At 63.7% G+C, this 24,399-nt stretch carries 24 protein-coding genes and 4 pseudogenes; 16 read left to right on the top strand and 12 right to left on the bottom strand.

The window, feature by feature from the left end:
- The first annotated feature begins 2 nt into the window (after positions 1–2).
- Positions 3–329 (top strand): hypothetical protein, encoded by a 327-nt coding sequence (locus ALC15_RS46335; RefSeq protein ID WP_244486160.1) that lies wholly within the window; start codon positions 3–5, stop codon positions 327–329.
- 75 nt (positions 330–404) lie between these two features.
- On the opposite strand, the gene ALC15_RS45480 is transcribed toward ALC15_RS46335, so the two are convergent.
- Positions 405–680, bottom strand: a complete 276-nt coding sequence (locus tag ALC15_RS45480; RefSeq protein WP_128089537.1) for a hypothetical protein — start codon at positions 678–680, stop codon at positions 405–407.
- Between the two features lie 211 nt (positions 681–891).
- Between ALC15_RS45480 and ALC15_RS19655 the strand changes: the two are divergent.
- The 11 genes and pseudogenes from ALC15_RS19655 (at position 892) to ALC15_RS19605 (ending at position 11,062) form a co-directional block, all read left to right on the top strand.
- Positions 892–1,592: pseudogene (locus ALC15_RS19655) on the top strand (RNA polymerase sigma factor).
- A 139-nt stretch (positions 1,593–1,731) separates the two neighbouring features.
- Positions 1,732–2,556: a flagellin gene (locus ALC15_RS19650; RefSeq protein WP_050405219.1), complete on the top strand. Its 825-nt coding sequence runs from the start codon at positions 1,732–1,734 to the stop codon at positions 2,554–2,556.
- A gap of 63 nt (positions 2,557–2,619) precedes the next feature.
- Positions 2,620–4,326, top strand: coding sequence for a flagellar filament capping protein FliD (fliD, locus tag ALC15_RS19645; protein ID WP_050628664.1), 1,707 nt, complete (start codon positions 2,620–2,622; stop codon positions 4,324–4,326).
- On the top strand, positions 4,326–4,769 hold the full coding sequence (locus tag ALC15_RS19640; protein ID WP_050628663.1) for a flagellar export chaperone FliS: 444 nt from the start codon (positions 4,326–4,328) through the stop codon (positions 4,767–4,769). Before fliD ends, ALC15_RS19640 begins: the two co-directional genes overlap by 1 nt.
- A gap of 103 nt (positions 4,770–4,872) precedes the next feature.
- Entirely contained in the window at positions 4,873–5,409 is a 537-nt protein-coding gene (locus ALC15_RS47625; protein WP_347336301.1) for a hypothetical protein, read from the top strand.
- Positions 5,410–5,640: 231 nt separating this feature from the next.
- The gene (locus tag ALC15_RS19630; RefSeq protein WP_050628662.1) at positions 5,641–6,312 is read left to right on the top strand and encodes a flagellar hook assembly protein FlgD; all 672 of its coding nucleotides are present in this window, start codon (positions 5,641–5,643) and stop codon (positions 6,310–6,312) included.
- Between the two features lie 19 nt (positions 6,313–6,331).
- A pseudogene (gene flgE, locus ALC15_RS19625) lies at positions 6,332–7,602 on the top strand (flagellar hook protein FlgE).
- Positions 7,599–7,856 carry a hypothetical protein gene (locus ALC15_RS19620; RefSeq protein WP_347336300.1) on the top strand — a complete coding sequence of 86 codons (258 nt, stop codon included), beginning with the start codon at positions 7,599–7,601 and terminating at the stop codon, positions 7,854–7,856. The pseudogene flgE and the gene ALC15_RS19620 overlap by 4 nt, the downstream one beginning before the upstream one ends.
- Before the next feature lie 19 nt (positions 7,857–7,875).
- Positions 7,876–8,331 carry a hypothetical protein gene (locus ALC15_RS19615; protein ID WP_050628688.1) on the top strand — a complete coding sequence of 152 codons (456 nt, stop codon included), beginning with the start codon at positions 7,876–7,878 and terminating at the stop codon, positions 8,329–8,331.
- A gap of 27 nt (positions 8,332–8,358) precedes the next feature.
- Positions 8,359–10,137, top strand: a complete 1,779-nt coding sequence (flgK, locus tag ALC15_RS19610; RefSeq protein WP_050628660.1) for a flagellar hook-associated protein FlgK — start codon at positions 8,359–8,361, stop codon at positions 10,135–10,137.
- Positions 10,138–10,153: 16 nt separating this feature from the next.
- Entirely contained in the window at positions 10,154–11,062 is a 909-nt protein-coding gene (locus ALC15_RS19605) for a flagellin (protein ID WP_050628659.1), read from the top strand.
- A gap of 16 nt (positions 11,063–11,078) precedes the next feature.
- Here ALC15_RS19605 and ALC15_RS19600 read toward each other — a convergent pair.
- From ALC15_RS19600 to ALC15_RS19585, 4 genes and pseudogenes are all read right to left on the bottom strand, one after another.
- Positions 11,079–12,016 (bottom strand): annotated as a pseudogene (locus ALC15_RS19600) (substrate-binding periplasmic protein).
- The gene (locus tag ALC15_RS19595) at positions 12,013–12,306 is read right to left on the bottom strand and encodes a c-type cytochrome (protein WP_244486165.1); all 294 of its coding nucleotides are present in this window, start codon (positions 12,304–12,306) and stop codon (positions 12,013–12,015) included. The pseudogene ALC15_RS19600 and the gene ALC15_RS19595 overlap by 4 nt, the downstream one beginning before the upstream one ends.
- 70 nt (positions 12,307–12,376) lie before the next feature.
- The gene (locus tag ALC15_RS19590) at positions 12,377–14,041 is read right to left on the bottom strand and encodes a methanol/ethanol family PQQ-dependent dehydrogenase (RefSeq protein ID WP_050628657.1); all 1,665 of its coding nucleotides are present in this window, start codon (positions 14,039–14,041) and stop codon (positions 12,377–12,379) included.
- Positions 14,042–14,269: 228 nt separating this feature from the next.
- Positions 14,270–14,515, bottom strand: coding sequence for a hypothetical protein (locus tag ALC15_RS19585; protein WP_050628656.1), 246 nt, complete (start codon positions 14,513–14,515; stop codon positions 14,270–14,272).
- Between the two features lie 202 nt (positions 14,516–14,717).
- Here ALC15_RS19585 and lanM point away from each other — a divergent pair, with 202 nt between their 5' ends.
- Both lanM and pqqA read left to right on the top strand, forming a co-directional pair.
- Positions 14,718–15,116: a lanmodulin LanM gene (gene lanM, locus ALC15_RS19580; protein ID WP_050628687.1), complete on the top strand. Its 399-nt coding sequence runs from the start codon at positions 14,718–14,720 to the stop codon at positions 15,114–15,116.
- Positions 15,117–15,458: 342 nt separating this feature from the next.
- The gene (gene pqqA, locus ALC15_RS42005; RefSeq protein ID WP_009031067.1) at positions 15,459–15,539 is read left to right on the top strand and encodes a pyrroloquinoline quinone precursor peptide PqqA; all 81 of its coding nucleotides are present in this window, start codon (positions 15,459–15,461) and stop codon (positions 15,537–15,539) included.
- Positions 15,540–15,643: 104 nt separating this feature from the next.
- Here pqqA and ALC15_RS19575 read toward each other — a convergent pair whose 3' ends face one another.
- Both ALC15_RS19575 and ALC15_RS19570 read right to left on the bottom strand, forming a co-directional pair.
- Positions 15,644–18,772, bottom strand: coding sequence for an efflux RND transporter permease subunit (locus tag ALC15_RS19575; protein WP_050628655.1), 3,129 nt, complete (start codon positions 18,770–18,772; stop codon positions 15,644–15,646).
- Positions 18,765–19,601 carry an efflux RND transporter periplasmic adaptor subunit gene (locus ALC15_RS19570; protein WP_244486159.1) on the bottom strand — a complete coding sequence of 279 codons (837 nt, stop codon included), beginning with the start codon at positions 19,599–19,601 and terminating at the stop codon, positions 18,765–18,767. The genes ALC15_RS19575 and ALC15_RS19570 overlap by 8 nt, the downstream gene beginning before the upstream one ends.
- A 440-nt stretch (positions 19,602–20,041) precedes the next feature.
- On the opposite strand from ALC15_RS19570, the gene ALC15_RS19565 reads away from it, so the two are divergent.
- Positions 20,042–20,275, top strand: coding sequence for a hypothetical protein (locus ALC15_RS19565; protein ID WP_050628654.1), 234 nt, complete (start codon positions 20,042–20,044; stop codon positions 20,273–20,275).
- A gap of 3 nt (positions 20,276–20,278) precedes the next feature.
- On the opposite strand, the gene ALC15_RS19560 is transcribed toward ALC15_RS19565, so the two are convergent.
- The 4 genes from ALC15_RS19560 to ALC15_RS19545 are packed head-to-tail and all read right to left on the bottom strand — an operon-like array spanning position 20,279 to position 23,093.
- The gene (locus ALC15_RS19560) at positions 20,279–20,632 is read right to left on the bottom strand and encodes a hypothetical protein (protein ID WP_050628653.1); all 354 of its coding nucleotides are present in this window, start codon (positions 20,630–20,632) and stop codon (positions 20,279–20,281) included.
- Positions 20,633–20,672: 40 nt separating this feature from the next.
- Positions 20,673–21,383: an ABC transporter ATP-binding protein gene (locus tag ALC15_RS19555; protein ID WP_050628652.1), complete on the bottom strand. Its 711-nt coding sequence runs from the start codon at positions 21,381–21,383 to the stop codon at positions 20,673–20,675.
- On the bottom strand, positions 21,373–22,110 hold the full coding sequence (locus tag ALC15_RS19550) for an ABC transporter permease (protein ID WP_050628651.1): 738 nt from the start codon (positions 22,108–22,110) through the stop codon (positions 21,373–21,375). Before ALC15_RS19550 ends, ALC15_RS19555 begins: the two co-directional genes overlap by 11 nt.
- 2 nt (positions 22,111–22,112) lie before the next feature.
- Positions 22,113–23,093, bottom strand: coding sequence for an ABC transporter substrate-binding protein (locus tag ALC15_RS19545; protein ID WP_050628650.1), 981 nt, complete (start codon positions 23,091–23,093; stop codon positions 22,113–22,115).
- Between the two features lie 101 nt (positions 23,094–23,194).
- Between ALC15_RS19545 and ALC15_RS19540 the strand changes: the two genes are divergently transcribed.
- The gene (locus tag ALC15_RS19540; RefSeq protein WP_430649180.1) at positions 23,195–23,539 is read left to right on the top strand and encodes a hypothetical protein; all 345 of its coding nucleotides are present in this window, start codon (positions 23,195–23,197) and stop codon (positions 23,537–23,539) included.
- Positions 23,540–23,564: 25 nt separating this feature from the next.
- Here ALC15_RS19540 and ALC15_RS19535 read toward each other — a convergent pair.
- Positions 23,565–24,388 (bottom strand): annotated as a pseudogene (locus tag ALC15_RS19535) (quinoprotein dehydrogenase-associated SoxYZ-like carrier).
- Positions 24,389–24,399: the final 11 nt, after the last annotated feature.

Raw genomic sequence — 24,399 nt, 5'->3', positions numbered from 1 at the left:
TATTGCTCGAGCATTTCCGGATTGACGCGGCACAGCTCGAGCTCGGCTTCGAATTCGATCTGCGCGAGATCCTGCAACGCATCGCGGCTCAGATCGAACAGCCTGAACGGAAAGTACTTATAAATGTCGGCAATGCGGACTTCGGTGGAGCCGCTGCGTTCCAACGCCAGCTTGCGCGCACGCGCCTCCGCCTGGATTCGATGCTGAACGAAACTGACGGATACATTCGGAAATTTTTCAGCAACGCGCGAAAGCTGAAAAACCCTTTCAAATACGCCATCCGGCGTCGTGCAGGCGCGCAACAGAAATGTATCGAAAACATCGAATGAACATGCAGAAACATTCTGCGCTCGACGCGTTGCGTCGACCGTCATGATCGTCATGCGCAAAATTCCCGCCAGTCCTCATGCGTTGAACGCCTGCATGAGACAAATCAGGCGCGATGATTCAAAAAAGTTGATGCGGGATTCGAAAACGCGCGCTTCGCGACTGACAGATTCAAAAAATCCGATAACGTCGAAATGGTGATTCGGAAAAAATTGCCTAGTGGCATTCATCGAATGCAAGATGGCGACCAACGGCGATGGATCACTCGCATGCTCCGCGCATGCATGTGTTCGCGTGGCGTTAGTTGATGTGACAACAGCGTTTTCCGACGCGACGAATTCTTCCGCGGGCATGCGAGGCGATGCTGAACGACTGCTCCAGACTCCGTAGAATTGCCGGCTGCGCCTCCGCGCAGCGGCAGCTTTTGCCGGGCGGTCGGCAAAATAATCCAGCTAAGCATTTGAAAAATAACAAAAAAAGTTCGCCTGGTTTGCTCCAGCCCTCCGTTCAACGCTCAGAAGCCGCATGGGATGTGTGCCAGCGGCGTTGGTTGGAGAGCGGCGGATGAGTTACGCGCTTGATGTGATGGCAGCGGTCGAGGTGGAGGCCACGGCGGCCGCGGCTGCGCCGGTCGAAGCCGCTGCTCCCTGGAGCAACGTCCCCACCGTTGCCGATGCGGGCCCGCTCGACACCGTCGAGATCCAGGACGAGGACAAGGAGCTGCTCGACCGCCTCGCCGCCGGCGACGAGGCGGCGTTTCGTGCTCTCGTCGAACGTCACGTCGATCGCGCCTACGCGATCGCGCTGCGCATCGTCGGCAACGCCGCGGATGCCGAAGACGTGGTGCAGGACACGATGCTGAAGGTTTGGACACATCGCGGCCGCTGGCAGCATGGCCGCGCCAAGTTCTCGACCTGGCTCTATCGCGTCGTCAGCAACCGTTGCATCGATCTGCGCCGCAAGCCGCGCACCGAGAATGTTGACGTCGTGCCGGAGGTCGCCGACACCCAGCTCGACGCGAGCACCGTCATCGAGCGCAACGAGATCGGCAATCTCCTGGAGGTCGCGATGCAGCGGCTGCCCGAACAGCAGCGCGTCGCGGTGATCCTCTCGTATCACGAGAACATGAGCAACGGCGAGATCGCGAGGTGATGGACACGACCGTGGCCGCAGTGGAGTCGCTCCTTAAGCGCGGGCGGCAACAGCTGCGCGAGATGCTCAAGCGGCACGAGCGTGACCTGCGCGGCGCGTTTACCGACTGCTAACCATAAATTTCGGCTTCTGAAGATTTCGCGCCTGACCACCGGCGGCCGACCCGTTTGATCGGGCGGACGGGGGCTGGAACCGCGTCACCTCACTTTTCACGATGCGGCATGCCATGCCCCATCACCACAGGAGCTACACATGCCCGCAATTTCCACCAATACCGCCGCGAACTCCGCGGTCCGCTACCTCAACATCAACTCGATGCAGGAAACCAGCGCGCTGTCGAAGCTGTCGAGCGGTTCGCGCATCACCTCGGCTTCCGACGACGCGGCCGGCCTCGCGATCTCGACCCGTATTTCTTCCGATATCACGACGCTGCAGCAGGCCGCCACCAACGCCGCGCAGGCGACCTCGATCCTGCAGACCGCCGACGGCGGCGCCTCCAACATCTCGGACATCCTGGCCCGCATGAAGTCGCTGGCCTCCGAGTCCGCCTCCGGCACCGTCGCCGACTCCAGCCGCGCCTACATCAACTCGGAATTCACGCAGCTGAAGGGCGAAATCGACTCCATCGCTTCCGGCACCCGCTACAGCAGCCAGAGCCTGCTCGATGGTTCGAGCGTGTTCTCGTCGGGCGTCTCGGTGCTGGTCGGCTCGACCTCGGCCGACACCATCACCATTACCCTGACCAGCCTGACGGCGTCCTCGCTCGGCGTGACCTCGCTCGACGTCTCCAGCCTTTCGAGCGCCACCAGCGCGATGTCGGCCCTCGACAGCGCGATCGACACCGTGTCGTCCGCCCGCGCCGAGATCGGTGCCCAGGAATCCCGTTTCAACTTCTCGGCCGACTCGATCTCGACCCAGACCCAGAACCTGCAGTCCGCCAACTCGGCGATCAAGGACGTCGATATCGCCTCCGAACAGGCGACGCTGTCCTCGGCCGAGGTGAAGACCCAGGCGGCAGTCTCGGCGGAAACCGCTGCGAACCAGATGCCGCAGTACCTACTGAAGCTGCTCGGCTAATTCGACGGACAAATCGGGCCGGCATGATGCCGGCCCGATTTCTATTGCGGCGGAAGTGTCGATATGACGGTTAGCAGCGCCACCTCGGGCACCTCGAGCACATCAAGCACGACGTCGGCGAGCTCCGCCAGCACGGTGACCACGACCGGTACCACCAATTCGGCCAGTATCGACTGGACGGCGCTGATCGACGCCGAAGTCAACGCCAAACTGGCCGCAGCGACCACGATCACCACGTCGATCACCGCCAATCAGGCCAAGATCACGGCCTACCAGTCCCTGCAGACCGAGCTGTCGACACTGGCCACCGGGCTGTCGTCGCTCAGCACCTCGATCATCAACTCGATCGCCACCAACGCGTTCGCCACGCGTTCAGCGACGATTTCCTCCACCGGCGACGTCAGCGCGTCCTCGGCGCTCAACATGAGCGTCAACAGCGGCTCGGCCACCGGTGATCACACGCTCCAGATCACCCAGCTCGCGACCGCGCAGAAGGTGATCGGCTCCACGCAGTCGAGCACGTCGACGGCGCTGGGCCTCTCCGGCACGTTTTCGCTCGGGTTGGCCGGCGGCAGCAGCACGGCGATCTCGATCACCAGCGGGATGTCGATGCAGGACGTCGTCGACACCATCAACGCCCAGACCTCGAGCACCAACGTCCAGGCCTCCATCGTCCAGGTCTCGAGCGGATCCTATGAGATGGTTCTGACGGGGACCCAGGACGCGGCCAACATCACCTATTCGTCGACCTCAGGCGATGACATCCTGAACAAGCTCGGCGTCACCGACACGACCGGAGCCTTCACCGACGTGCTGCAGAAGGCGCAGTCCGCGCAGTTCACGCTCGACGGCATCGCGCTCACCCGCAACACCAACGATATTTCCGACGTGCTGTCCGGCGTCACCTTCGATCTGCTGCAGCCGACGCCGAGCGGCACCAGCCTGAACATCAGCATCCAGACCGATACCAGCCAGATCACCACGGCGCTGCAGACGTTCGTCACCAACTACAACGCGTTTCGCGACCAGGTGATCGCGCAGTCGGCGCAGAATTCCGACGGCACGGCCGCATCGAGCGCGGTGCTGTTCGGCGACAGCACGATGCGCGATATCATGACCCAGCTCCAGCAGGTGCTCAGCGGATCGGTCAACGGCATGACGATGGCCGATCTCGGCCTGTCCTTCAACGAGAACAACGAGCTGCAGCTCGATACCGGCACGCTGTCGACCGTGTTGACGCAGAATCTGACCGGCGTCACCAAGCTGCTGTCGGCGCAGACCACGACGTCGTCGAGCCAGCTGAACGTCGTCAACACCGGCACCTCGCCGCAATCCTTCACGCTCGATATCACGGTGGATTCGACGGGCACGCTGAGCGGTGCCTCCGTCGGCGGCGACAGCTCCGGCTTTTCGGTGGTCGGCAACACCATCATCGGCAACTCGGGCACGATCTACGCCGGCATGGCGTTCACCTACACCGGATCGACCTCGCAATCGATCACCGTGTCGTCGACATCGGGCCTTGCGTCGCAGCTCTACCAGCTTGCGCACACCAGTGCGGGCACCACCGGTCAGTTGCAGACGCTGATCACCAATCTGCAGTCTCGCGACACCGATCTGCAGTCCCAGGTCAGCGACATCCAGAGCAATGCGGCGACGTTCAAGGCGCAGCTGCAGCTTCAATACGCCAATTATCAGGCCGCCATCGAAAGCGCGAACAACACGCTGGGCTACCTGAGCGCCCTCCTGAACGCATCATCGAGTAAATAATGACCCAGAATGCCACGGCCTATCTCGCCAACAATGCCTACCGATCCGCCGCGGTGGCGGTGCCGCCCTTGAAGGCGGTGGTGATGCTGTGCGACGGCGCCATCACGTTTCTGCAGAAGGCGCTGGACGCGCACGAGGCGAAGCGCTTCGAGGAAGGGCACGCCTATCTGACGCGGGCGACCGCGATCCTGCGCGGACTGAGCCACCATCTCGACGTCACCCGCGGCGGCGCCATGGCCGATCGCCTGTTCCGGACCTACAATGCCCTGATCATGGCGTGCCTGCGCTCCTACGGCCGGCCGCAGGCGAGGGAGAATTTCCGGCGCATCATCGCCAGCCTGACCGAGCTCCGCGACGCCTGGAAGTATGTCGAGGCAACCGCCGGCAAGGCCGCCAAGGCCAAGACAGCCGACAAGACGCTCGAATCAGCCGCCGGCCGCTGAGCGCGGCGAAGGCGCGAATCACCCGGCGGAGCGGCTTCTCCGGGTGGGGGCAGAGTGTCCGGGCGGGCGTCCTGGTGGGGAAAAGAGCCGCCCGGTGAGCACCATGCTGGACCTGACGCACCGGCGGCGGAAATTGATTTCCGCCGTCCCGCGAATGCTTTATGACGGCCTTGGCGACGAGGCTGGATCTGCGCGCGGGATGGACGTTGCGACATTCGAAGACCTGATCGACCGGCTGGGGGAGGATCTGTCCCGCTGGCCCGATGATCAACGTCTTGCCGCTGTCCAGCTGCTTGCCTCCTCAGCCGAAGCGCGGACGCTCTATGAGCAGGCCAGCGCGGTGCGCCGGGCGCTCGCAGCGCCGCCGGTTCGAGCCCCCAAGGGGCTGGTCGATCGCATCGTGACCGCGGCCGCGAAACTGCCCCAAGAGAAGCTGCCCCAAGAGGAACGGCCACAAGCGGCGGCCTCTGAGCCGGATTCGCCCGAGGCGCAGCTGAATGATGCGCAAGGCCAAGGCGAGTCCGACCAGCAGGGCAAGGTGCTGCCTGCACTCTTGCTGGCGCTGTGCCTGTTGCCCGCGCTGGCGCCGCCGGCATTGATGCTCGGCGAGCAGGATCTGCCGATCAGCCTTTCGCTCTGAGCTTTCATTTCTTGTTGCACTCCGCGCCGTTCCGCGGCGAGGCGGTCTGCGCGCGTTTGCATGCCGCGGAGCCACGGTCGATCGGCAAAATCTGCCGATTAATCAAATGATTTCAGGCGGATGAATCCGCGCCTGAAATCGGCGCGTCATCCGTTTTATCTGCGAACGACTTCACGACCCAATGTTCCAACGCGTTCCGCCGCCCTAGCCCGCGGCGAAGAGAGACTTGTCATGACCGTTTCCTCGGCAACCTCTGCTGCGACCTCCGCCGCCTCGAGCTCGTCGTCGAGCTCGTCAGCGAGCGCGTCGATGGGGATGAGCTCGACCGATTTCCTCAACCTGCTGGTCAGCGAGCTGCAGAACCAGGACCCGCTGAACGCCACCAGCACGACCGACTTCATCAACCAGCTCACCTCCTACGCCAACTTCACCGAACAGCAGTCGACCAACGCCAGCATGACGTCGCTCGCGAGCTCGTTCTCGAGCCTCGTGACGCTTAACTCGGTCAACTATATCGGCCACACCGTCGAGGCGAAGACGAACACGGCGGAGCTGACCAACGGCTCGGCGACCTTCGGCTACTCGCTCACATCGGCCGCTTCCAACGTCGCGATCGCGATCCAGGATTCGTCGGGCAATACGGTGTGGAGCGGCAAGGGGACCGGAAACGCCGGCTCCAACACCTTCACCTGGAATGGCCAGACCACGAGCGGCACCCAGCTCAGCAATGGCGGCCAGTACACGATCCAGGTGACCGCGACCGACGCCGCCGGCAACTCGCTGCTCAGCTACACCACGATGACGGGAATCGTGACCGGGATCGATGCTTCCGGCTCGACGCCGTCGCTGCTCGTGAACGGCGTCCCGATCAGCGCCGCCAACATCATCGGCGTCACGTCCTGATTGCTACCGGAGTATTATCATGAGTCTTACTGGCGCACTTTCCTCGGCGATCTCGGCGCTCAATTCGCAGAGCCAGTCGCTGGCAATGATTTCCGACAACATCTCCAACGCCGACACCACGGGTTACAAGACCACGTCTGCGATGTTCGAAGACCTGGTGACGGCGTCGAACACCGCAACCTCGTACACGTCCGGCGGCGTCACGGTGTCCGGCCGCGCCAACATCACCCAGCAGGGCCTGTTGTCCGCGACGACCAATGCGACCGATGTCGCGATCCAGGGCAGCGGCTTCTTCGTCACTACCAACGCGACGGCCGGCGGCACCACCTCGTATACGCGCAACGGTGCGTTCACCACCGATAACGCTGGCTATCTCGTAAACAACGGCAATTACCTCGAGGGCTGGCGCACCGACGCGCAAGGCAACATCATCGGCAATGCGTCAGCCGCAAGTCTCGGGCCGATCAACACCCAGGTCGCCTCGACCAGCGGCAGCGCCACCACGAAGGCGACGATCGCAGCGAACCTGCCCTCCGATGCCGCGACCGGTGCCACCTTCACCAGCTCGATGACCGCCTACGACTCGCTCGGAACCGCGAATTCGATCCAGATCACCTGGACCAAGACCGGCGCCAATGCCTGGACCGCGAGTTTTGGTAACCCGACGCTTGCTTCGAATTCGAGCACCACGACGGGAACGACGAGCAGCGGCACGGTGGCCATCACCTTCAATAGCGATGGTTCGCTCGCTTCGACGAATCCGAGCCCGCCCACAATCTCGGTGACGGGCTGGACCGACGGCGCCGCCAACAGCAGCATCGCGCTCAATCTCGGCACCGTCGGCAAGACCGACGGCCTCACCCAATACGCGTCGGGCGAGACGACGCCGCAGGTGAATCTCACCGGCATTACGCCCGATGGCCTTCCCTACGGCAAGCTGAGCAGCATCGCGATCGGGAAGGGCGGCGTAGTCGATGCGACCTACTCCAACGGGCAGACGATCGCGATCTACAAGATTGCGGTCGCGACCTTCAGTGACCCGAACGGATTGAACGCCGCGAGCGACGGCATGTATTCCGCGACGGCGGCTTCCGGCAGCGCCACGCTGCAGACGTCCGGGACCAACGGCGCGGGCACGATCTACGGCAGCGAACTGGAATCCAGCACCACCGATACCAGCGGCCAGTTCTCCAACATGATCTCGGCGCAGCAGCCTATTCGGCGGCGTCGCAGGTGATCACCACCGTCAACAAGATGTTCGACACGCTGATCTCGGCGGTGTCGCGATGATGGCAAACGCAAGCCGCGAAGATGCCTTGTTGCGCGAGCTGCGGCGCCTGACCGCGCGGGCGGGCGCCGTCAAGGCGGACGACCGGGCGCAGCTCGTCGCGCTGCTCGACGACATCGGAACCTTGCGCGATCTGCTGATGCGCGAATGCGCACGGCTCGACCAGGAATTCAACCGGGCTTCGGCCCGGGTAACGGCAATCACCGCGTATGGGCGCAGCGCACGATCGGTCAGCGCCCTGCGTCGCGGACACTAGCTTGAACGGGAGCGATGACATGACACCGGAACGCAACATCAAGATCAATCCCGCGGGCAATGACGAGCGCGCCAGGTCGTTGATCGCGCTGATCGACAATCTGATCGCGATCGTGAACGAGGAGAATGTCGAGCTCGCCAAGGGGCTGCCGGCCTCGCGGCTGAAGCAGGTCGACGAGAAGAACCGGCTTGCCACGCTGTTCGAGCAGTGTGTGGCCGAAGCCGTCGGCAAGACCGCGAACCTCAACGTCCAGGACCGCGTGCTGCGCGAGCAGCTGTTGGACCGGATCCTGAAGCTCCGGGTCGCGATGGACGAGAACGTGATGCGGCTGCGCGCGGCGATCGATGCCAGCAATCGCAGGATCGAGGCAATCATGCAGGCGATCCGTGAGCAGCTCGCCAACGTATCGCCTTATGGGGCCGGCGGCCGTCGCGTCACGCCCGCGATGTCCTATGGCACCAACGTGCGGGCCTGATCGGGCCGGCGCTGGAGGGAGTAGGTCGTGTCGTCGCTCGATATTGCACGGAGCATCGCATTCAGCGGGCTGTCAGCCACGCAGGTGCAGATCAGCATCGCCTCGGCCAATATCTCCAATGCCGACACCAAGGGCTATACCGAGAAGACCGCCAACCAGAGCAGCAGCGTCACCGCTGGCGTCGGTACCGGCGTTACGATCACCGGGATCAGCAGCTCGGTGGACAAGCTGCTCCTGAAGTCGCTGGTCGGAGCCGATTCCGATCTTGGGGCCGCGGACACCAACAACAACTATCTGACCGAGCTCCAGCAGCTCTATGGCTCGACCTCGAGCGGGGACAGCTCCACGACGGGCACCTCGCTGGCCAATACGCTCGCAGCATTCGAATCGGCGTTGTCGTCGCTGGCGAGCACGCCGAGCAGCGCCTCGCTTCAGTCGAACGCCGTCAGCGCGCTCAACGCGGTCACAACGCAGCTGCAGCAGACCTCGAGCGGCATCCAGAAGCTGCGCGCCGATGCGGACCAGGACATCGCCTCGTCGGTCAGCGACATCAATTCCGATCTGCAGCAGATCTCCGACCTCAACAAGCAGATCAAGCAGGAAGCGGCTGCGGGCCAGCCGACCGCCGATCTCGAGGACCAGCGCAACAGCGCGCTGCAGGACCTCGCGTCGCAAATGAACGTGAGCTATTTCACCAATTCGAGCGGTGATCTGCAGATCTATAGCGGCTCGGGCCAGGCGCTGGTCGACAGCACGGCGCACCCCTTGAGCTACACGCCGACGTCCAATGTCACGGCATCGACGACGTATGTGGCGGGATCGGCGACAAGCGGCTTCAGCGGCATCACCGTCAACGGGGTCGACATCACCTCGCAGATCACCTCCGGCAAGGTCAGCGCGCTGATCGCCCTGCGGGACCAGACATTGCCGGCCGCGCAGTCGCAGCTCGACGAACTTGCCCAGCAGTTGGCCGCGAGCGTCAACGCCGTATCGAACCAAGGCACGTCGATGCCGCCGCCGGCCAGCCTGACCGGAACCACCACCGTGAGCAACGCGACACCGCTGTCGGCAACGGGAACGGTGCGGATTGCGGTCGCGGACAAGAGCGGCAATCTGGTGTCCTACCAGGACCTCAATCTGGCGTCCTACACGACGGTCGGCGCGCTCGCCACCGCGATCAACGGGATTTCGGGCGTATCCGCATCGGTCGATGCCAACGGGCATCTGACGATCTCTGCCACTGGATCCGGCAACGGTATTGCCATCAACCAGATGACGAGCTCGGTCGGCAGTTCGGGCGAGGGCTTCTCGGATTACTTCGGACTCAACGACCTGATCACGGGGACCGGCGCTTCCAACATCGCGGTTCGCAGCGACATCCTCAGCGGCACGGCGACGCTGCCGACGTCGACACTCGACGCGTCGTCGACGTTGTCCGTTGGAAGCTCGGTGCTGTCCGCGGGCTCGGCAACGGTCGTGAACGCGCTCTCGAGCGCGCTGACCGGGTCGACCAATTTTGCCATGGCGGGTGGGCTCGGCGCCACCACCGGCTCGTTCACCGACTATGCAGCCGCGATCATCGCCAACGTCGCCAGCAAGGCGACCCAGGCGTCGTCGACCTACACCGCCAAGCAGACTGCGCAATCGACCTATGCGAGTTCGCTGTCGTCGCAATCCGGCGTCAACATCGACCAGGAAAGCGCCAATCTGAGTGCCCTGCAGAACAAGTACGCTGCGGCGTCCCAGATCATCACGGCCATCAACGCCATGTTCTCGGCGCTGATGACCGCGATGACCGCAGCTTGAGTGTGAGGCCGTCGTCATGCTGATGCGTGTTGCCACCTTCGCGCAGTCGGACCAGATGATATCAAGCGCGCTGCGCCTGCAGGCGGCGATGGCCAATGAGCAGGTGCAGGAGTCCTCCGGGCTGCAATCCGAGGATTTCGGCGGCTACGGCTCCAACGCCGGTCGCGTCATCAATCTGCAGGTCTCGGTGACGCGCGCCCAGACCTATATCGATGCCAGCAATCTCGCCGACAACAAGGTGCAGGCGATGTATTCGGCGGTCGGCTCGGTGACCGATATCATCACGCAGCTGCGGACCCAGCTCAGCGCGGCTACCACGGGCAGCAGCACGGCGACTGCATCGGTGATCAACTACGCCCAGCAGGCGATGTCGCAGATGCAGGGCCTGCTCAATACCCAGTATGACGGCGAATATGTCTTCAGCGGTGCCCGCACCGACACGGCACCCGCGAATCTATCGAGCTTCGACACCGGAACCGGGTCGCTGACGACATCAGATACCAGCTATTACAAGGGTGACAGTGAGATCGCGTCGGTGCGGGTTTCGGACAGCCAGTCCGTTTCCTACGGGGTCACCGCCGACAATCCGGCCTTCGAACAGGTCATGCGGCTGTTGAAATACGTCGGCAACAGCACGACGTTGTCGTCGACCGACATCACGCAAGCGCTTGATCTCGCCAGCACAGCGCTGGATGCAACGTCGACCGTGCAGGCCAAGCTTTCGACCGCGGCGTCGCAGATCGAGACCGCCAGCACCGACCAGAGCGACTACCAGAACTTTGCCAAGACGCTGTCGACCAACCTCACCAGCGTCGACGTCGCAGCCGTAACGGCGCAGCTTTCGACTTATCAGGCGCAGCTGACGGCGTCCTACTCGGCGATCTCCAAGATCCAGAGCATGAACCTGGCGAGCTATTTGAGATAGTCCGCCATCTCCTCCGTCATCGGTTCAGGATCTTCAGCCAGACATCGCCGAGAATGATCGGCTCGCGCGGGGGAAGCCAGGTGAGGCCTGCCGCCTTGCCGAGCTCGCAATGGTGCCGTTGGCCTGCAGATCGGACAGCACCTTGTTGACAGCCTCCAGCAATGCCTTGTCGGTTTCGAGCGCGACGTAGCCGCGGTTGGCGCCGATCGGATAATAATATCCCGACGCCGTGATCTTGGTGTCGGGATGATCAGCGCGATAGGCGTCGAACCGGCGCAGGTCGAGCAGCGTGGCGTCGAATTCACCGCGCTCGAGGTCTCCCAGGAGGTCGCTGCGTCCGGGAACGAGGTGGGTGATGTCCTCGATCAGTTTTCCCTTGTCGAAAGTCATCAGGATGGCATCGCCCAGCGTGCCGCTTTCGATAGTCAGGCGAAGGCCGGCAAGATCGCCGATATTGGCGATCTTGCGGTCCTTGAGCTTGTCCTTGGCCTTGGGACCGAGCACGACGGTCATCGGTGAATAGATGTAGGGCTGACTTGGCGCCAGCACTCCGATCGGGATCCGGCGGCGGCGATCGTCGCGGGTCGCGCCATCGAAGTCCGGCAACTTGGCCGTCGTGACGCCGGGCGCCTTCAGCGAATCCGTGGTGAGCGCGTAGCCGCCGACCAGCGCGCAACGTCCGTCCGACAGCAGGGCATTGGCTTCCAGCGCCGGGCTCGAATCCTCGTCGAGCTTGCTCTCGAACCACTGGATCTTGAGCGGACGCCCGAGCCGCTCGGCAATCGCTTGCGCGAGCGCGACGTCGAAGCCGGCGTCCGGTTTGCCGCGATGATGCGCCGACAAGGGCGGCAGGTCCTCGTCGAGGCATACTTTGAGCGGCGCGTCGGCGGCATGCGCCAGCGCCGTCGTGGCGAGAAGCAGAGCCGTCGCAATGCCGGCAAGCAGGGCCCTCATTGGGTCCTCCGGCTCGACAGGAAGGCCCAGACGTCGGCGATTTCCTGCTCGCTCAGGATATCGGCCCAGGGCGGCATCTTGCCGTTCTTGCCTTGCTTCACCGTGGTCACGAAGCGCGTCTTGTCGCCGGCAAACGCGCGCAGGTCCGGCGTGATGGTGCCGGAGTTGACCATGTTGGGACCATGGCAATGCGAGCAGTTCTTGGCGTAGGTGACCTTGCCTTGGTCGGTCTGGCCTTCAAGGTCGATTGCACTGGCTTGCTGCGCGGCCGCCGGGATCAAGGTGATCAAGGCCGCCGCGACGGCGGCGAAGATCGCCGCCGTCAACAGGGTTACTCTTTCAGTCACGTGTGCTCCGCGCTCAGTTCTTGACCGCGAAAACCCACACCGAGCCGCCGGGCGGCACCTTGGCAAGCCGCTCGTCGCCCGAGAACAGCGAATAGACGCCGCCATATCCCGAGGTGACGGCAACATATTGCACGCCGTCCTGCTGCCAGGTTACCGGTTGTCCTTCGATGCCCGAGCCGGTCTGGAACTGCCAGAGCTTCTTGCCGTTGTCGGCGTCGAACGCCTCGAACTCGCCGGTCAACTGACCGGAGAACACCACGCCGCCGGCCGTGGAGAGCACGCCGGAGAAGCGCGGAATATCGCTCGGCGCTTCCCACTTCGCCTTGCCGGTCATCGGATCGATCGCCTTGAGATGGCCGCGCGGTCCGGTGCCCCATTCCCAGGGGTCGGTGAGGTCCATGCCGAGATACCATTCGCCCTGCTTGAACGTCACCGGCTCGGCCTTGTACTTGCCGCCGAAGGCGAGCGTGTTGGCATAGGCGAGGCCGGTCTGCGGATTGAACGACATCGGCTCCCAGTTCTTGCCGCCGAGGATCGACGGGTAGACCGTGACCTTCTTGCCGTCACGCGCATCCTTGGCGACGTCGGTCTCGATCGGCCGTCCGGTCTTCAGGTCGACGCCGGTAGCCCAGTTGACGTTCACATAGGGATTGGCCGCGAGCAGCTTCCCGTTGGTGCGGTCGAGCACGTAGAAGAAGCCGTTGCGGTTGGCGTCCATCAGCACCTTGGTCGGCTTGCCCTCGACATTCATGTCGGCGAGCACCATCTCGGCCACCGAGTCGTAGTCGAACGGGTTGTTCGGCGAGAACTGGTAGTGCCACTTGATCTTCCCGGTCTTCGGATCGAGCGCCAGCACCGAGCAGGTGTAGAGGTTGTCGCCGGGACGCACGGCCGAGTTGAACGGTCCGGGATTGCCGATGCCCCAATAAACCGTGTTCAATTCAGCATCGTAGGAGCCGGTGATCCAGGTCGATCCGCCGCCGAGCTTCCAGGTATCGCCCTTCCAGGTGTCGCCGCCGGGCTCGTCTGGGGTCGGGATCGAGTAGGTCCGCCAGAGCTTCTTGCCGGTGGCCGGATCCCAGCCGTCGATGAAGCCACGGGTGCCGAATTCGGCGCCCGAGATGCCGGTGATCACGACGCCGTCGGCGACCAGCGGCGCCACCGTCATCGAGTAGCCTTCCTTGATGTCCGCAGCCTTCTCGCGCCACAGCTCCTTGCCGGTCTTGGCATCGAGCGCGATCACATTGGCGTCGAGGGTGGTGCGGAACAGTTTGCCGTCATAGAGGGCAGCGCCGCGATTGATGATGCCGCAGCAGACGATGCGCGGCGTCTCGGCGGGATATTCGACCTTGGTCTTCCAGATCTGCTTGCCGGTCTTGGCGTCGATCGCGATCGTGGCGTTGTGCGTGGTGACGTAGAGGACGCCTTGATACACGAGCGGCTGCGATTCTTCGCTGCGGTCGTCGTTCAGGCTGTAGTTCCAGACCGGCACCAGATTCTTGACGGTGTCCTTGTTGATCTGGTTCAGCGTCGAGAAGCGCTGAAGGTTGTAACCCATTCCGTAATTGAGAACGTTCGATGTATCCGTCGCACCCTTGACCAACTGCTCGTTGGTCTGAGCGCTTGCACCGTAAGATGCAAGAATCACGAGGCTTGCGGCCAGCGCAATGCGTCTCATCCTATCCTCCCAATGAACCTTTTGCTGCACGCCTATCCTGACGTTGCGGATGGAACCATCGGCCTGAAACCAAAACGGGTCAATACGAAAACGTGAACGAACCCCAGTCACCGCGCAAAGCCGATCGAGGGCGTCGACTTTTCCGCTGATGCGTCCGTAGCTTACCGTCGTGTGGAATACGCAAGGCCACGGTCGGCTCGACCTTATGCCGCAGCGCGAACGGTTCGATCAGCTCGACGGTGCATGGGGGCAGGCACTTGGCCGCGGCTTGGTGCCCCGCTTGTCCAGCGGCACATTGCAATTGTCGATGCGCTGCTCGTCGGTCCATTTGCGTCCGAGCCGTTCCTTGCCGGTGAGCACACGCGGCTGGACGGCCTTCGCCGCCGGGGCAGGGACCGTGTTTTGCGCGGACACGGGCGCACTCAGACCGAGCGCGACGACGCAGCCCAACATGGTCCCGCAAATGCCGCGCATGGGTTACCTCGCTTGTTCCGGTGCAATGCCATCTGGCCGGCTGCCACAGATGAGCCGTGAGGCAGTTTCTTTCCACCCGAATCCCGACAGGCCGTGCTGGTCGCACGCGCTGTAGGAAGCTTCGTCGAAGCTGCTATGGTGGGCCTTGATCACAGGGCACACTCCGCGTCCGCGGCGGAGCGGCACTCAAGGGAGACGAATGATGATTTCGCGCCGATCGCTTGCTTTGACTTTGGCCGCTGCCGTCCTGTCCGGTCCCGCTCTGGCCGCATCGGTTGGCCGCAGCGCGCTCAAGATGCTCGACCCCGACAATGACGGTACCGTCGACCTTGCCGAAGCCAAGAAGGCTGCCGCCGACCTGTTCGCGAAGCTCGATCCCGACCACGACGGCACGCTCGACGTCCGCGAATTGCGCGGACGGCTGACCGCGAAGGAGCTCAAGATGGCCGATCCGGATCACGACGGCACCCTGACGCTCGACGAATACCTCGCGGTCGTCGAGCAGCGTTTCAAGGCCGCCGATCCCGACAACGACGGAACGCTGGATGCGAAAGAGCTGAAGACGCGCGCCGGCCGGGCGCTGCTGCGCCTGCTCAAATAAGTCCGTGCCTCAGGATTGTGCCGGGTGGACTCCGGTTATTGATGCAGGATTCTGCGCATCACAAAAAAAAGTTGCGATTTCGCTCTTGGGCAAGACGTCGCCGGCGCAATCGGGTCTGCTTATCCGTGCGTCGCCGCCCGGCAGTCGGAAAATGCCTGACAGATCAGCGTCGGGATTTCCCGGCCGTTCAAGAGCCGGACGGACGTCAGCGAGCCGTCGTCCGCTTCGGCATGTCCAGCAGCGAAGTCGGGTCCTTAACCGGCCGGCTTGCGCCCTGGAAAGGCCAGCCCTAGCTTGCCGTGCGGCGCGAGGCTTGCGCCAACTTATACTTGGGAGAAGGAAATGGCCTGGAAAACACCGAAGATCGTCGAAGTGCCGGTGGGCATGGAAATCAACATGTACGCCTGCGCAGCGCGCAAGTAAGACACCATTGACGACCTGCCACGGCTTCTATGGCGAATGCCGCCGAAGCCGTGGCATTGTCGACCTATCCTTTCTCGGCGCATCATCGCGCGCCTTGCCCGCGCTCAGGGGCGGCTCTTGAAGCGTGCAAATCGAAGCGCGAGGGTCGGCAGCACCAGCAGACTCAGCGCCATCGACGTCATCAGACCCCCAAGGATGACGACCGCCATCGGGCCCTCGATTTCACGCCCCGGCTCTCCTGCACCGATCGCCAGCGGCAGCAATCCAAGGCCAGTCACGAGAGACGTCATCAGGATCGGGACGAGGCGGTCGGCCGCGCCCTCGATCACGGTATCCAGCCCCCACACGCGACCGTCGACCAGGACGAGGTGCTCGTAATGCGAGATCATGAGGATCGAGTTGCGCAGCGTGATTCCGAACAGCGTAACGAAGCCGACCATCGATCCGAGTGAAAGCAGGCCACCGGTCAACGCCAGTGCGAACACGCCACCGACAAACGCAAACGGCAAGTTGATCAAGACCAGCAACAGATTTCGCCAATGGCCGGTCACCATCGCAAGAAGAACGACGATGCCTGTCCCGGCTAGCAAGGAGTTGATGATGAGATCGTGCCGCGATCGCGCCTGCGCCTCGGCTGCACCGGCAAATTCCACGTGAGCACCGGGCGGCAACGTGACCTCGCGGGCCAGCTTGCGTTTGGCGGCGGCCACAAAGGATTCGAGATCGCGTCCGCTGACGTTCGCCGTTACGGTCTGAACGCGCTGCGCATTCAGGTGCTGGATCTGATAACGGCCCGAGGTCTCGTAGACGTCGGCGATTTGCTTCAGCAGAATGTAAGCGCCGCTCGGCGTGCGTACAGGTAAGTCACCGATCTGAGTGACTCGGGCGCGGACATGCGCGTCGAGGATCACGATGACATTGAAGACGGCGTTGCCTTCATATCCCTGGCCGACGACATCGCCCTGATAGGCGGTGCGAATGAGTTCGAGCACTTCGACCGCATCAAGGCCCCAGCGCTGCAGATCCGTCGGGCGAAGCGTCACATTCACTTGCGGCATTCCCGGCGGGGATCGTTGCTGCACATCGGCGGCCCCCGCGACTTCATCCAGTTCTCGCGCGACGTCGCGCGCCGCGCGCTCGAGCAAATCGAGATCGGGCCCGTAGATGTTGACGACTACCGCCGCGGTGAAGCCGGAGACGGTCTCCTCGACACGTTCCGTCAGATAGGTCTTGCTCGAGAAGGAGACCCCGGGGAAGCCGGCAAGAGCGACCCTGATGCGCGCCTCGGCGGCGGATTGCGCCCGACCCGAGAGCCCCGGCTCCAGGTCGACCTCGAACTCGCTGGAATGTGGCCCGACCGTGTCGATGCCGGCCTCGGCGCGGCCTGCATGCTGCGCCACCCGGCGCACACCCGGAATTTTTAGAAGCGTATCGGTCATCAGCTTGCCGATCCGAAGCGATTCGTCGAGCGAAGTGCCGGGGATCGCTGAGACGTGCAGAATCAGATGGCCTTCGCGCAGATCCGGCAGGAACGTCCCGCCGAAGAAAGGCAGCATTGCAGCGCCTGCGATCGTCAAAACCGCGGCCGCCGCCGTTACCAGCTTCGGGTAACGGCCGATATGACGCAGCAAGGCCTCGTAGTAGCGACGGGACCACCGTACCGCGGGCGGTTCATGCAGGCGCTGTCCGCCGGTCCTCCCGACCAGAAGCAGCATGGAAAGCGCCGGCGTCACCGTGAGGGCGACTGCCAGCGAGGCGAGCACGGCCAAGATGTAGGCGATGCCGAGCGGCCCGAAGAGGCGGCCGGCAATACCGGAAAGCGTCAGGATCGGGAAGAAGACCAGCAGCACCGCAAATGTCGCATAGGCAACGGCGGTACGCACTTCGAGGAAGGCCTCGAGCACGACGCGAGCCTCGGGTCTCGGCGCTGTCGCCCGGCGGTTTTCGCGCAGTCGACGCACCACATTCTCGACGCCGATCACGGCGTCATCGACGACTTCGCCGATCGCGATTGCGAGGCCGCCCAGCGTCATCGTGTTAAGCGTTTCCCCCATCCATTGCAGCGCGAGCACGGCCGCTATCAACGAGAGCGGAATGGCAGTGCAGCTGATGATCGAGGTGCGCCAGTCGAACAGAAACAAGAACAGGACGACGACCACGAGCGCCCCGCCGATCAACAAGGCGTTGAGCACGTTCTCGGTCGCCGCGTCGATGAAATTGGCAGGCCGGAAAATGTCCGCGTGGAGTTTGACACCGTCGGCTTCAAGGCCCGGTCGAAGCTCTTGCAGGGCGGCTTCCGCCCGCGTGGTGACCTCCCGCGTATTCGCGCCGTATTGCTGGCTCACCATGAGCATGATGCCGGGCACGCCGTCGATGAGGGCGGCCCCGATCGGCGGCTCGGGAGCGGTCACGACGGTGGCGACGTCGCCGAGGACCACGCTTGCGCCGCCTTCGTGCAGCAGAACGGTGCGGGCAAGCTGATCGGGCGTCAGGGACTGTCCCTGGGTTTGCAGCGTGACGCGCTGATTGGCGGTATCGATGAAGCCGGCGCCCCGTACGCCGGTCGCCTTGCGCGCGGCGGCGAGTACATCGTTCATGCCGACCCTGAACCGGATCAGGTCGTCCGGACGGACCTGCACCTGCAGGGACCTGACGTCTTTGCCGTAAGTGGATACTTGTGCCACGCCCGTGACAGCCAGAAGCCGTCTTGCCACGGTCCAGTCCGCAACGGTGCGCAAATCCATCAGCGAGCGCCGGTCGGACGTCAGGCCAATGACCAGCACCGTGCCGGCCAGCGGCGTCAACGGTGTCATCGAGGGCGGCTGCACGCCTTGTGGCAGCCGCGCGGCCACGGCTGAGAGACGCTCAGTCACCAACTGGCGCGCCCGGTAGATATCGCTGCCCGGCTGGAAGACGACCGTCACCACGGAGAGGCCCTGGATCGACGACGAGCGCAGGCTTTCGACCCCGGCTAGGCCGTTGATCGACGTTTCGATCGGTTGCGTGACCAGAATCTCGACATGCTCCGGGCTAAGGCCGGGAGCTTCGGTCTGGATAGTAACCTGTGGCGGTGCGAATTCGGGGAAGACGCCATATTTGGCCTCGCCGAGCGCGAACAGGCCGTAGCCCAGCAGCGCGAACGAAAGCGCGAGCACGATGCCGCGGAAGCGGATGGCGAACGCGACGAGAGCGGCTTGCGGTCCTGAACGGTCGGAGCCGGTGCCGTCAGTCATTGTCGTCGCCGCTCCGAAGCTCGCTCTTGGCCTCCTCGGACAGCAAGACCTGTGCACCCCGGATGACGATTTCGGATCCCGACGGGATGTCGCGGACGACGTAGTCGTCATCCGAGACCGGCTGATCCGTGCTGATCGGATGACGTCGGAAGCTGTCGGGGCTCACGCGCAGGTAAACCCACGATCGGCCCTGCCATCGCACGATCGCGGTATCCTCGATGAACACGCCTTCGTAAGTGGTGCCCGACGGCACATAAACTGTGGTGTTCATGCCGGGCAGCAGACCACTGTCGCCAGGCGCCGAGAAGAAATAGCTCAATCCCTGGATACGGGTGTCGGTGCGTGTTGCCGGGGAGATGTACTGCAGATCGATATTCGCATTGCGCGTCGGCGCCTGTGCGAGGGCCGTTCCCGGAGTCTCGGTGACACTCACGCCGGGCGGGAGCGTCACCTGAACCAGAAACTGATCGCGCTCGATCAGCCTCACGACCGCGGGCGAACGCTCGACGATTCCGTGGCCGATCACCGGTCCCCATTCCTGTTGTGCTGTTGCTGCGAGAGTCCTGAGTTGCGATTCCGCCGCGGCAAGCGCGGCCCTGTCGGTTCGCAGCGTGCCCTCCGCGGTTTCGGCTTCCTTTTTCGGGAGCGCGGCGGAGTCGACAAGATTCTTGGTCCGGTCGAATGCGCTCTTCGCGACTTCGAGCTTGGCCTGCGCTGTCTGGAGTTGAGCCTGCGCATTGGCGTAGCTGTTGGTAAGCTCCGTGATGCGAGAGATGTCCAGCACCGCGCCGTATGCTCGGAACTGCTCAGGATGCGGTGCGGCTTTCACAACCGAAGTTTCGAGCCCGATCTGTCCCTGCTGGCTGGGCGTCAGCTTGACCGGTGCCTGATTGCTGTTTGCGGTGCGGGAGGCTCAGTGCGCCCCGAATCTGGCTTGTCCGGCTGCGACTCCGCCGCTGTGCCCCGAACCAGCCCCGTGACAGCCCAAGCGCCGGCGGTGAGCGCCAGCAGGCATATGGCGACCGCGACGCCGCGCCGGGAGGTTTCCGTAAGAGCCATCAGCCTGTTAGCAGTTGTGGGAACCAGCTTATTGACGAAATGAACCGGCGGCAAGGCGTCGGTTTCACGGTTGTTGGCTCGGGTGACGCCGACGTGCCGGCGGGGCGGCGACCGTCGGGTTCCGCTTGATCTCGCGCGAAAATGAAACTTCCGGCTGCTGCGGGCGTAGCGCTTATGTTATCTTTTCACGACGCTCGCGAGGTTTCATGCATGAACCCGATTGATCTGATCGTCACCGTATGTGCCGTGCTGTCGCCGGCGACCTGCGAGGAGCAGCATCTGGTGTTCAACTGGAGCGGCTCGCTGCAGCAATGCGCCATGGCCGCGCCGCCTTACATTGCTCAATGGGTCGGCGAACATCCGAAATGGACCGCGGTGCGATGGCGTTGCGAATATCCGCACACCAATGATCGCGCGAGCGCGGACGGCAAGCCGCCGGCGTAGCCGTTACTTGTTGCAGTCCTTCAGGTCCTTGTCGGATACCGAAAACACGGCATCGGCCTTGATCTCGAGGTCGCGGGCGAAGCACTGTTTGCCTCCGCTATAGCCGACCTTGGCGTCGTAGCGGCCGGGCTCGACCCCGGTGATACGCAGGCGCTCGTCGTGGTCGACCTCCTTGTCCTTGTCGTTCAGCGTCTGGTTGGGACCCCATTCATTCTTGCCGGCCGGCGACAGCTCGAAGCTCGCAATCGTGGCGCTGGTCAGATTCCACAACCGGATGCCCTTGCCCTTGCTTTGGGCGAGCACTGCGGTCGGCAGCAAAAGCAAGGCAACTCCAACGGCAATCAACGCACGCGACATCCGACTTCTCCCTTACGCTTCGTCCAAGGATGACGGCGTCTCACATATTTGCAAGGTCCAACTGCGAGAGCTGCCGCTTGATCTCGCCGATCTCCAGCTCGCCGCGCGTCGCACGTGGTGTGGTGATGGTCTCGACGTGAAGGATTCGGGCCGGCCGCGGCGACAGGAAGAACAGGCGATCACCGAGGCGGACCGCGTCGTCGAGATCGTGGGTGACCAGGAGCGTCATCATCTTGCGGCTGGCCACCAGGGTCGCGACCTGGTCGCGCAGCCTGCCCGCGAGGGCATTGTCGAGCGAGGCCAGCGGCTCGTCGAGGATCAGGAAATCCGGCTCGATGGCGAAGGCGCGGGCGAGGGCGACGCGGCGGGCGAGGCCGAGCGACAACTCGCCGGGAAAGTGGTTGCGATGCGCGCTCAGTTCAAGCACCTCGAACAGCGCCGCCAGCGTGCCGTCGTCGACGTCAGGCGCGGCGAGCCGCACATTCTCCTCCACGGTGCGCCAGGGCAGCAGCCGCGGCTCCTGGAACACCATGCCAAGGCGCATGCCGGGCGAGCGGTTGACGTGGCCCCGGTAATTGCCGTCGAGCCCGGCGAGGATCCGCAGCAGGGTGCTCTTGCCGCAACCCGACGGTCCGAACAGCACGCCAACCTCGCCGGCGTTCAACGTGAAGGTGACGTTATCGAGCACGTCGTGCCGCTTTCCGGCCGCGCTCTCGAAGCTTTTGCCTGTGATATTGACCTCAAGCTGCACGGAGCCGCCACCGCGTTAGCCTGGTTTCGAACGGCTGCACCATCAGGGTCTCGATGACCAGCACGACGCCGGCAAAGCTCAGCGAGTAGGCGAGCAGCAGTGGAATGTCGAACAGCTGGAAGGCGACACCGATCTCGAAGCCGACACCGTTCGGCCGGCCGAGATATTCCGCGACCAGCACGATCTTCCAGACCAGCGAGAGCCCGGAACGCGCCGCGGCCGCGATGTAGGGCGCAAGCTGTGGCAGGATCACATGCCGGAACGCCCGGCCGCGCGGCAATGCAAACGCCGTTGCCATCTCGTCGAGCGCGGGGTCGAGCGCACGAGCGCCCTCGCGCAAGGTGACGACGGCGGTCGGGAGCTTGTTGATGGCGATGGCCGCGATCGCCGCGACCTCGGTCAGCCCGGCCCAGATATAGGCGAGCACGATGACGACCAGCGCCGGCAAATTGAGCAGCAGGATCAGCCAGGGATCGCCAAGGCGATTGGCGAGCGAGACGCGGCCCATCAGGTAGCCGATCGCCGAGCCGAGCGCCATTGCGAGCGTGAAGGCCAGCGCGACGCGGGCCAGCGTTGCGCCGAGGTTGACGAACAGCGCCCCCGATCGAGCCTCGGCGATGAGCACCGAAAGCACCGCAGGCGGCGCCGGCAGCTTCGCGTCGCCGATCGCGAGTGAGGCAATCCACCAGGTTGCGATGAACAGCGCGAATGACAGGAGGCGCAGCACCGTCAGTCTCCTGGGATCGCTTGATAGAAGGTGCCGGGATCGAGCTCGGTTGCGGTGCCGACCAGATCGCGGCCGCCGAGTTGCGCCAGCACCCGGTAGAGCACGCGGGCATCCGCCTCTTCGTCAGCGATCGGACGGCGCGGGATGCCTTCGCGGTAGCGGTCGCGATAGGCAAGCAGGGTTGCAGCGTCTTGCGCGCCGGTCAGCGGCGCAATCGTGTCCCATTCGGCATCCGAGGTTGCGAGAATGTCCTTAGCGGCGCGCGTCACGGCGATGAAGCGGGCCACCAGGTCCTTGTTGGCGCCGGCCCAGGCCTCGTCGAACACGTAGCCGATCATCGCGATGCGGCCCTTGCTGCCGAGCTTCTGCAGGATCTCTTCCATGCCGGCGAGCCGGCGAAAGCCCTTGGCCTCGAGCGCCGCGCAGAAATTCCAGTAGTTAAGCGTCGCGTCCATCTCGCCGCCGAGGGTCTTGGCGGCGAGCAGCGGCGGTGCGCCATAGACGATGGACGCCTGCGACTTCAGGTCGACGCCGTCCTGCTTCAAGGCGGCTTGCAGCAGCAGCCAGTTCTTGTCGATCGCGCCGCCCGCGACGGCAAGCTTGCGTCCCCTGAGGTCCGCGAGCGTCTTGATCGGCGAGGCAGCCGGGACCATCACGGCGCCCAGTGCGCTCGAATACGGATAGAACTGCAGCTTGGCGCCGAGCGAGCGCTCGCGCGATACCCAGGGCCAATCGGATACCATCACGTCGGCCGTGCCGGAGCGCAACGCGATCTTGCCGGCCTCGGGGCTGGCGAGCTCGACGACATCGATCGACAGATTGGCCTTCTTGTCGAGACCGTGGGAGCGAATGACAGCCAGTTCCCAGGCCAGCGTTCCGGTCTTCTGCGCTGCAACGCGGATGGTCTCCGCGGCGCACGAGGTGCCGAGCTGCGTGACCGCCAGAACTGCCGCAGCCAACACCATGCGTACAGACATGATCATCGTTTCTTGAGCCACTTCCCCGAATGTTTTCTTTTCTGATCAACACCCATAGCATAGCTTGCGGGAAGAGAAGAGGAAGCACGACCATGGCAGGAGCTGGCATGCTACGACCGATTGTCGCCGTCCTGGCGGTGCTCGCCGGGACTTCCATGGGCGCGTGGGCTCAGGAGATCAACGACTATCCGACCTCGGCGCGGGCGGAGTATGTGTTCGGCTGCATGAAGGCCAATGGCGAATCCCGGCAGTCGATCGAACAATGTTCCTGCTCGATCGACATCGTCGCCTCGATCATTCCCTATGATCGCTACGTCACCGCCGAAACGGTGCTGAGCATGGCGCAGGTGCGCGGCAATCTCGGCGGCCAGTTCCGCTCTTCCGAGCAGGCCGCGAACGCACTCAACGACCTCAGGCGCGCCCAGGCCGAAGCCGAAGTCCGCTGTTTCTAGCGTTGATCGCGGGATCGCGTACTCTTCAGGTCCCGGGATTCTCGACCTTCCATTCGTGCTCGAAGACGTGCCCGTCGGTGTCCTTGGCTTCGGCACGGAAGTGCTTGGCGCCGTTCGAGACGTAAGTGAAGCGGATATTGGGGTCCTCGGAAATCGAGATTCCGCCTTCCATCGCCAGCACCGGACTGTCGTCCTGCCAGATGTGCAGCTCGTTGACGAAGAAGGCCGGGATATAGAGCTGCGTGACCTGGTCCATCTGCAGGCCTGAATTGTTCGGGTGCCCGATCATGATCTGGCTTCGCGCGTGCTGGTCGCCGGCCCCTGTTCGGACTTTGTGAATTGCCGGTAGCGCATCTGGCCGAGCCGGTTCTTGGCTTCCTCGACGTTCTTGCCGGCCGGTGCCGAGCAGCCGCCGGATGCCTTGACGTAAACCTTGCTGACATAGAGCTTGCCGTCGCTGAGCTCCGCGACCGCGTGCACGTTGGTGTAGTTGTTGACGCGGACGCGGGTCGATATCTCGGTGACGTTGGCGTCCGGCCCCAGCGTGAATTTCGCGGCCATCGGCGCCGGGTTCTCGTCGATCACCAAGGTGATAGCAACGACGCGGCGGCTGTCGCTGGGCTGCAGCTTGGTGCGCAATGTCACCGGCACGATCGCCGCGTCTTCCGCGCGCACCGGCATCTCGATGCCGATGACATCGTTGCCGTCATTCATCGGACGGTTGCTGAAGATGTCCTGGACCAGGCCCGGCCAGGGATCATAGGTCTCCGCCGCGGGCGCAGCCGGTATGCCCAGCGCGATCGCAACGAGGCTGGCGATGCAAAGCAGGCGGGCGCGATGTCCGGTCATGTTCGCAAGAT

The sequence above is a fragment of the Bradyrhizobium viridifuturi genome, from assembly GCF_001238275.1.
In the GTDB taxonomy this organism is placed as follows: domain Bacteria; phylum Pseudomonadota; class Alphaproteobacteria; order Rhizobiales; family Xanthobacteraceae; genus Bradyrhizobium; species Bradyrhizobium viridifuturi.
This window is presented reverse-complemented; position numbering and strand designations above follow the sequence as displayed.

Bases quoted from the DNA above. Each gene is read 5' to 3' on its own strand.
- ALC15_RS45480 (WP_128089537.1), bottom strand. From the start codon at position 680: ATGCCCGCGGAAGAATTCGTCGCGTCGGAAAACGCTGTTGTCACATCA.
- ALC15_RS19650 (WP_050405219.1), top strand. From the start codon at position 1,732: ATGCCCGCAATTTCCACCAATACCGCCGCGAACTCCGCGGTCCGCTAC.
- fliD (WP_050628664.1), top strand. From the start codon at position 2,620: ATGACGGTTAGCAGCGCCACCTCGGGCACCTCGAGCACATCAAGCACG.
- ALC15_RS19640 (WP_050628663.1), top strand. From the start codon at position 4,326: ATGACCCAGAATGCCACGGCCTATCTCGCCAACAATGCCTACCGATCC.
- ALC15_RS47625 (WP_347336301.1), top strand. From the start codon at position 4,873: ATGCTGGACCTGACGCACCGGCGGCGGAAATTGATTTCCGCCGTCCCG.
- ALC15_RS19630 (WP_050628662.1), top strand. From the start codon at position 5,641: ATGACCGTTTCCTCGGCAACCTCTGCTGCGACCTCCGCCGCCTCGAGC.
- ALC15_RS19620 (WP_347336300.1), top strand. From the start codon at position 7,599: ATGATGGCAAACGCAAGCCGCGAAGATGCCTTGTTGCGCGAGCTGCGG.
- ALC15_RS19615 (WP_050628688.1), top strand. From the start codon at position 7,876: ATGACACCGGAACGCAACATCAAGATCAATCCCGCGGGCAATGACGAG.
- ALC15_RS19605 (WP_050628659.1), top strand. From the start codon at position 10,154: ATGCTGATGCGTGTTGCCACCTTCGCGCAGTCGGACCAGATGATATCA.
- ALC15_RS19590 (WP_050628657.1), bottom strand. From the start codon at position 14,041: ATGAGACGCATTGCGCTGGCCGCAAGCCTCGTGATTCTTGCATCTTAC.
- ALC15_RS19585 (WP_050628656.1), bottom strand. From the start codon at position 14,515: ATGCGCGGCATTTGCGGGACCATGTTGGGCTGCGTCGTCGCGCTCGGT.
- lanM (WP_050628687.1), top strand. From the start codon at position 14,718: ATGATTTCGCGCCGATCGCTTGCTTTGACTTTGGCCGCTGCCGTCCTG.
- pqqA (WP_009031067.1), top strand. From the start codon at position 15,459: ATGGCCTGGAAAACACCGAAGATCGTCGAAGTGCCGGTGGGCATGGAA.
- ALC15_RS19575 (WP_050628655.1), bottom strand. From the start codon at position 18,772: ATGACTGACGGCACCGGCTCCGACCGTTCAGGACCGCAAGCCGCTCTC.
- ALC15_RS19565 (WP_050628654.1), top strand. From the start codon at position 20,042: ATGAACCCGATTGATCTGATCGTCACCGTATGTGCCGTGCTGTCGCCG.
- ALC15_RS19560 (WP_050628653.1), bottom strand. From the start codon at position 20,632: ATGTCGCGTGCGTTGATTGCCGTTGGAGTTGCCTTGCTTTTGCTGCCG.
- ALC15_RS19545 (WP_050628650.1), bottom strand. From the start codon at position 23,093: ATGATCATGTCTGTACGCATGGTGTTGGCTGCGGCAGTTCTGGCGGTC.
- ALC15_RS19540 (WP_430649180.1), top strand. From the start codon at position 23,195: ATGCTACGACCGATTGTCGCCGTCCTGGCGGTGCTCGCCGGGACTTCC.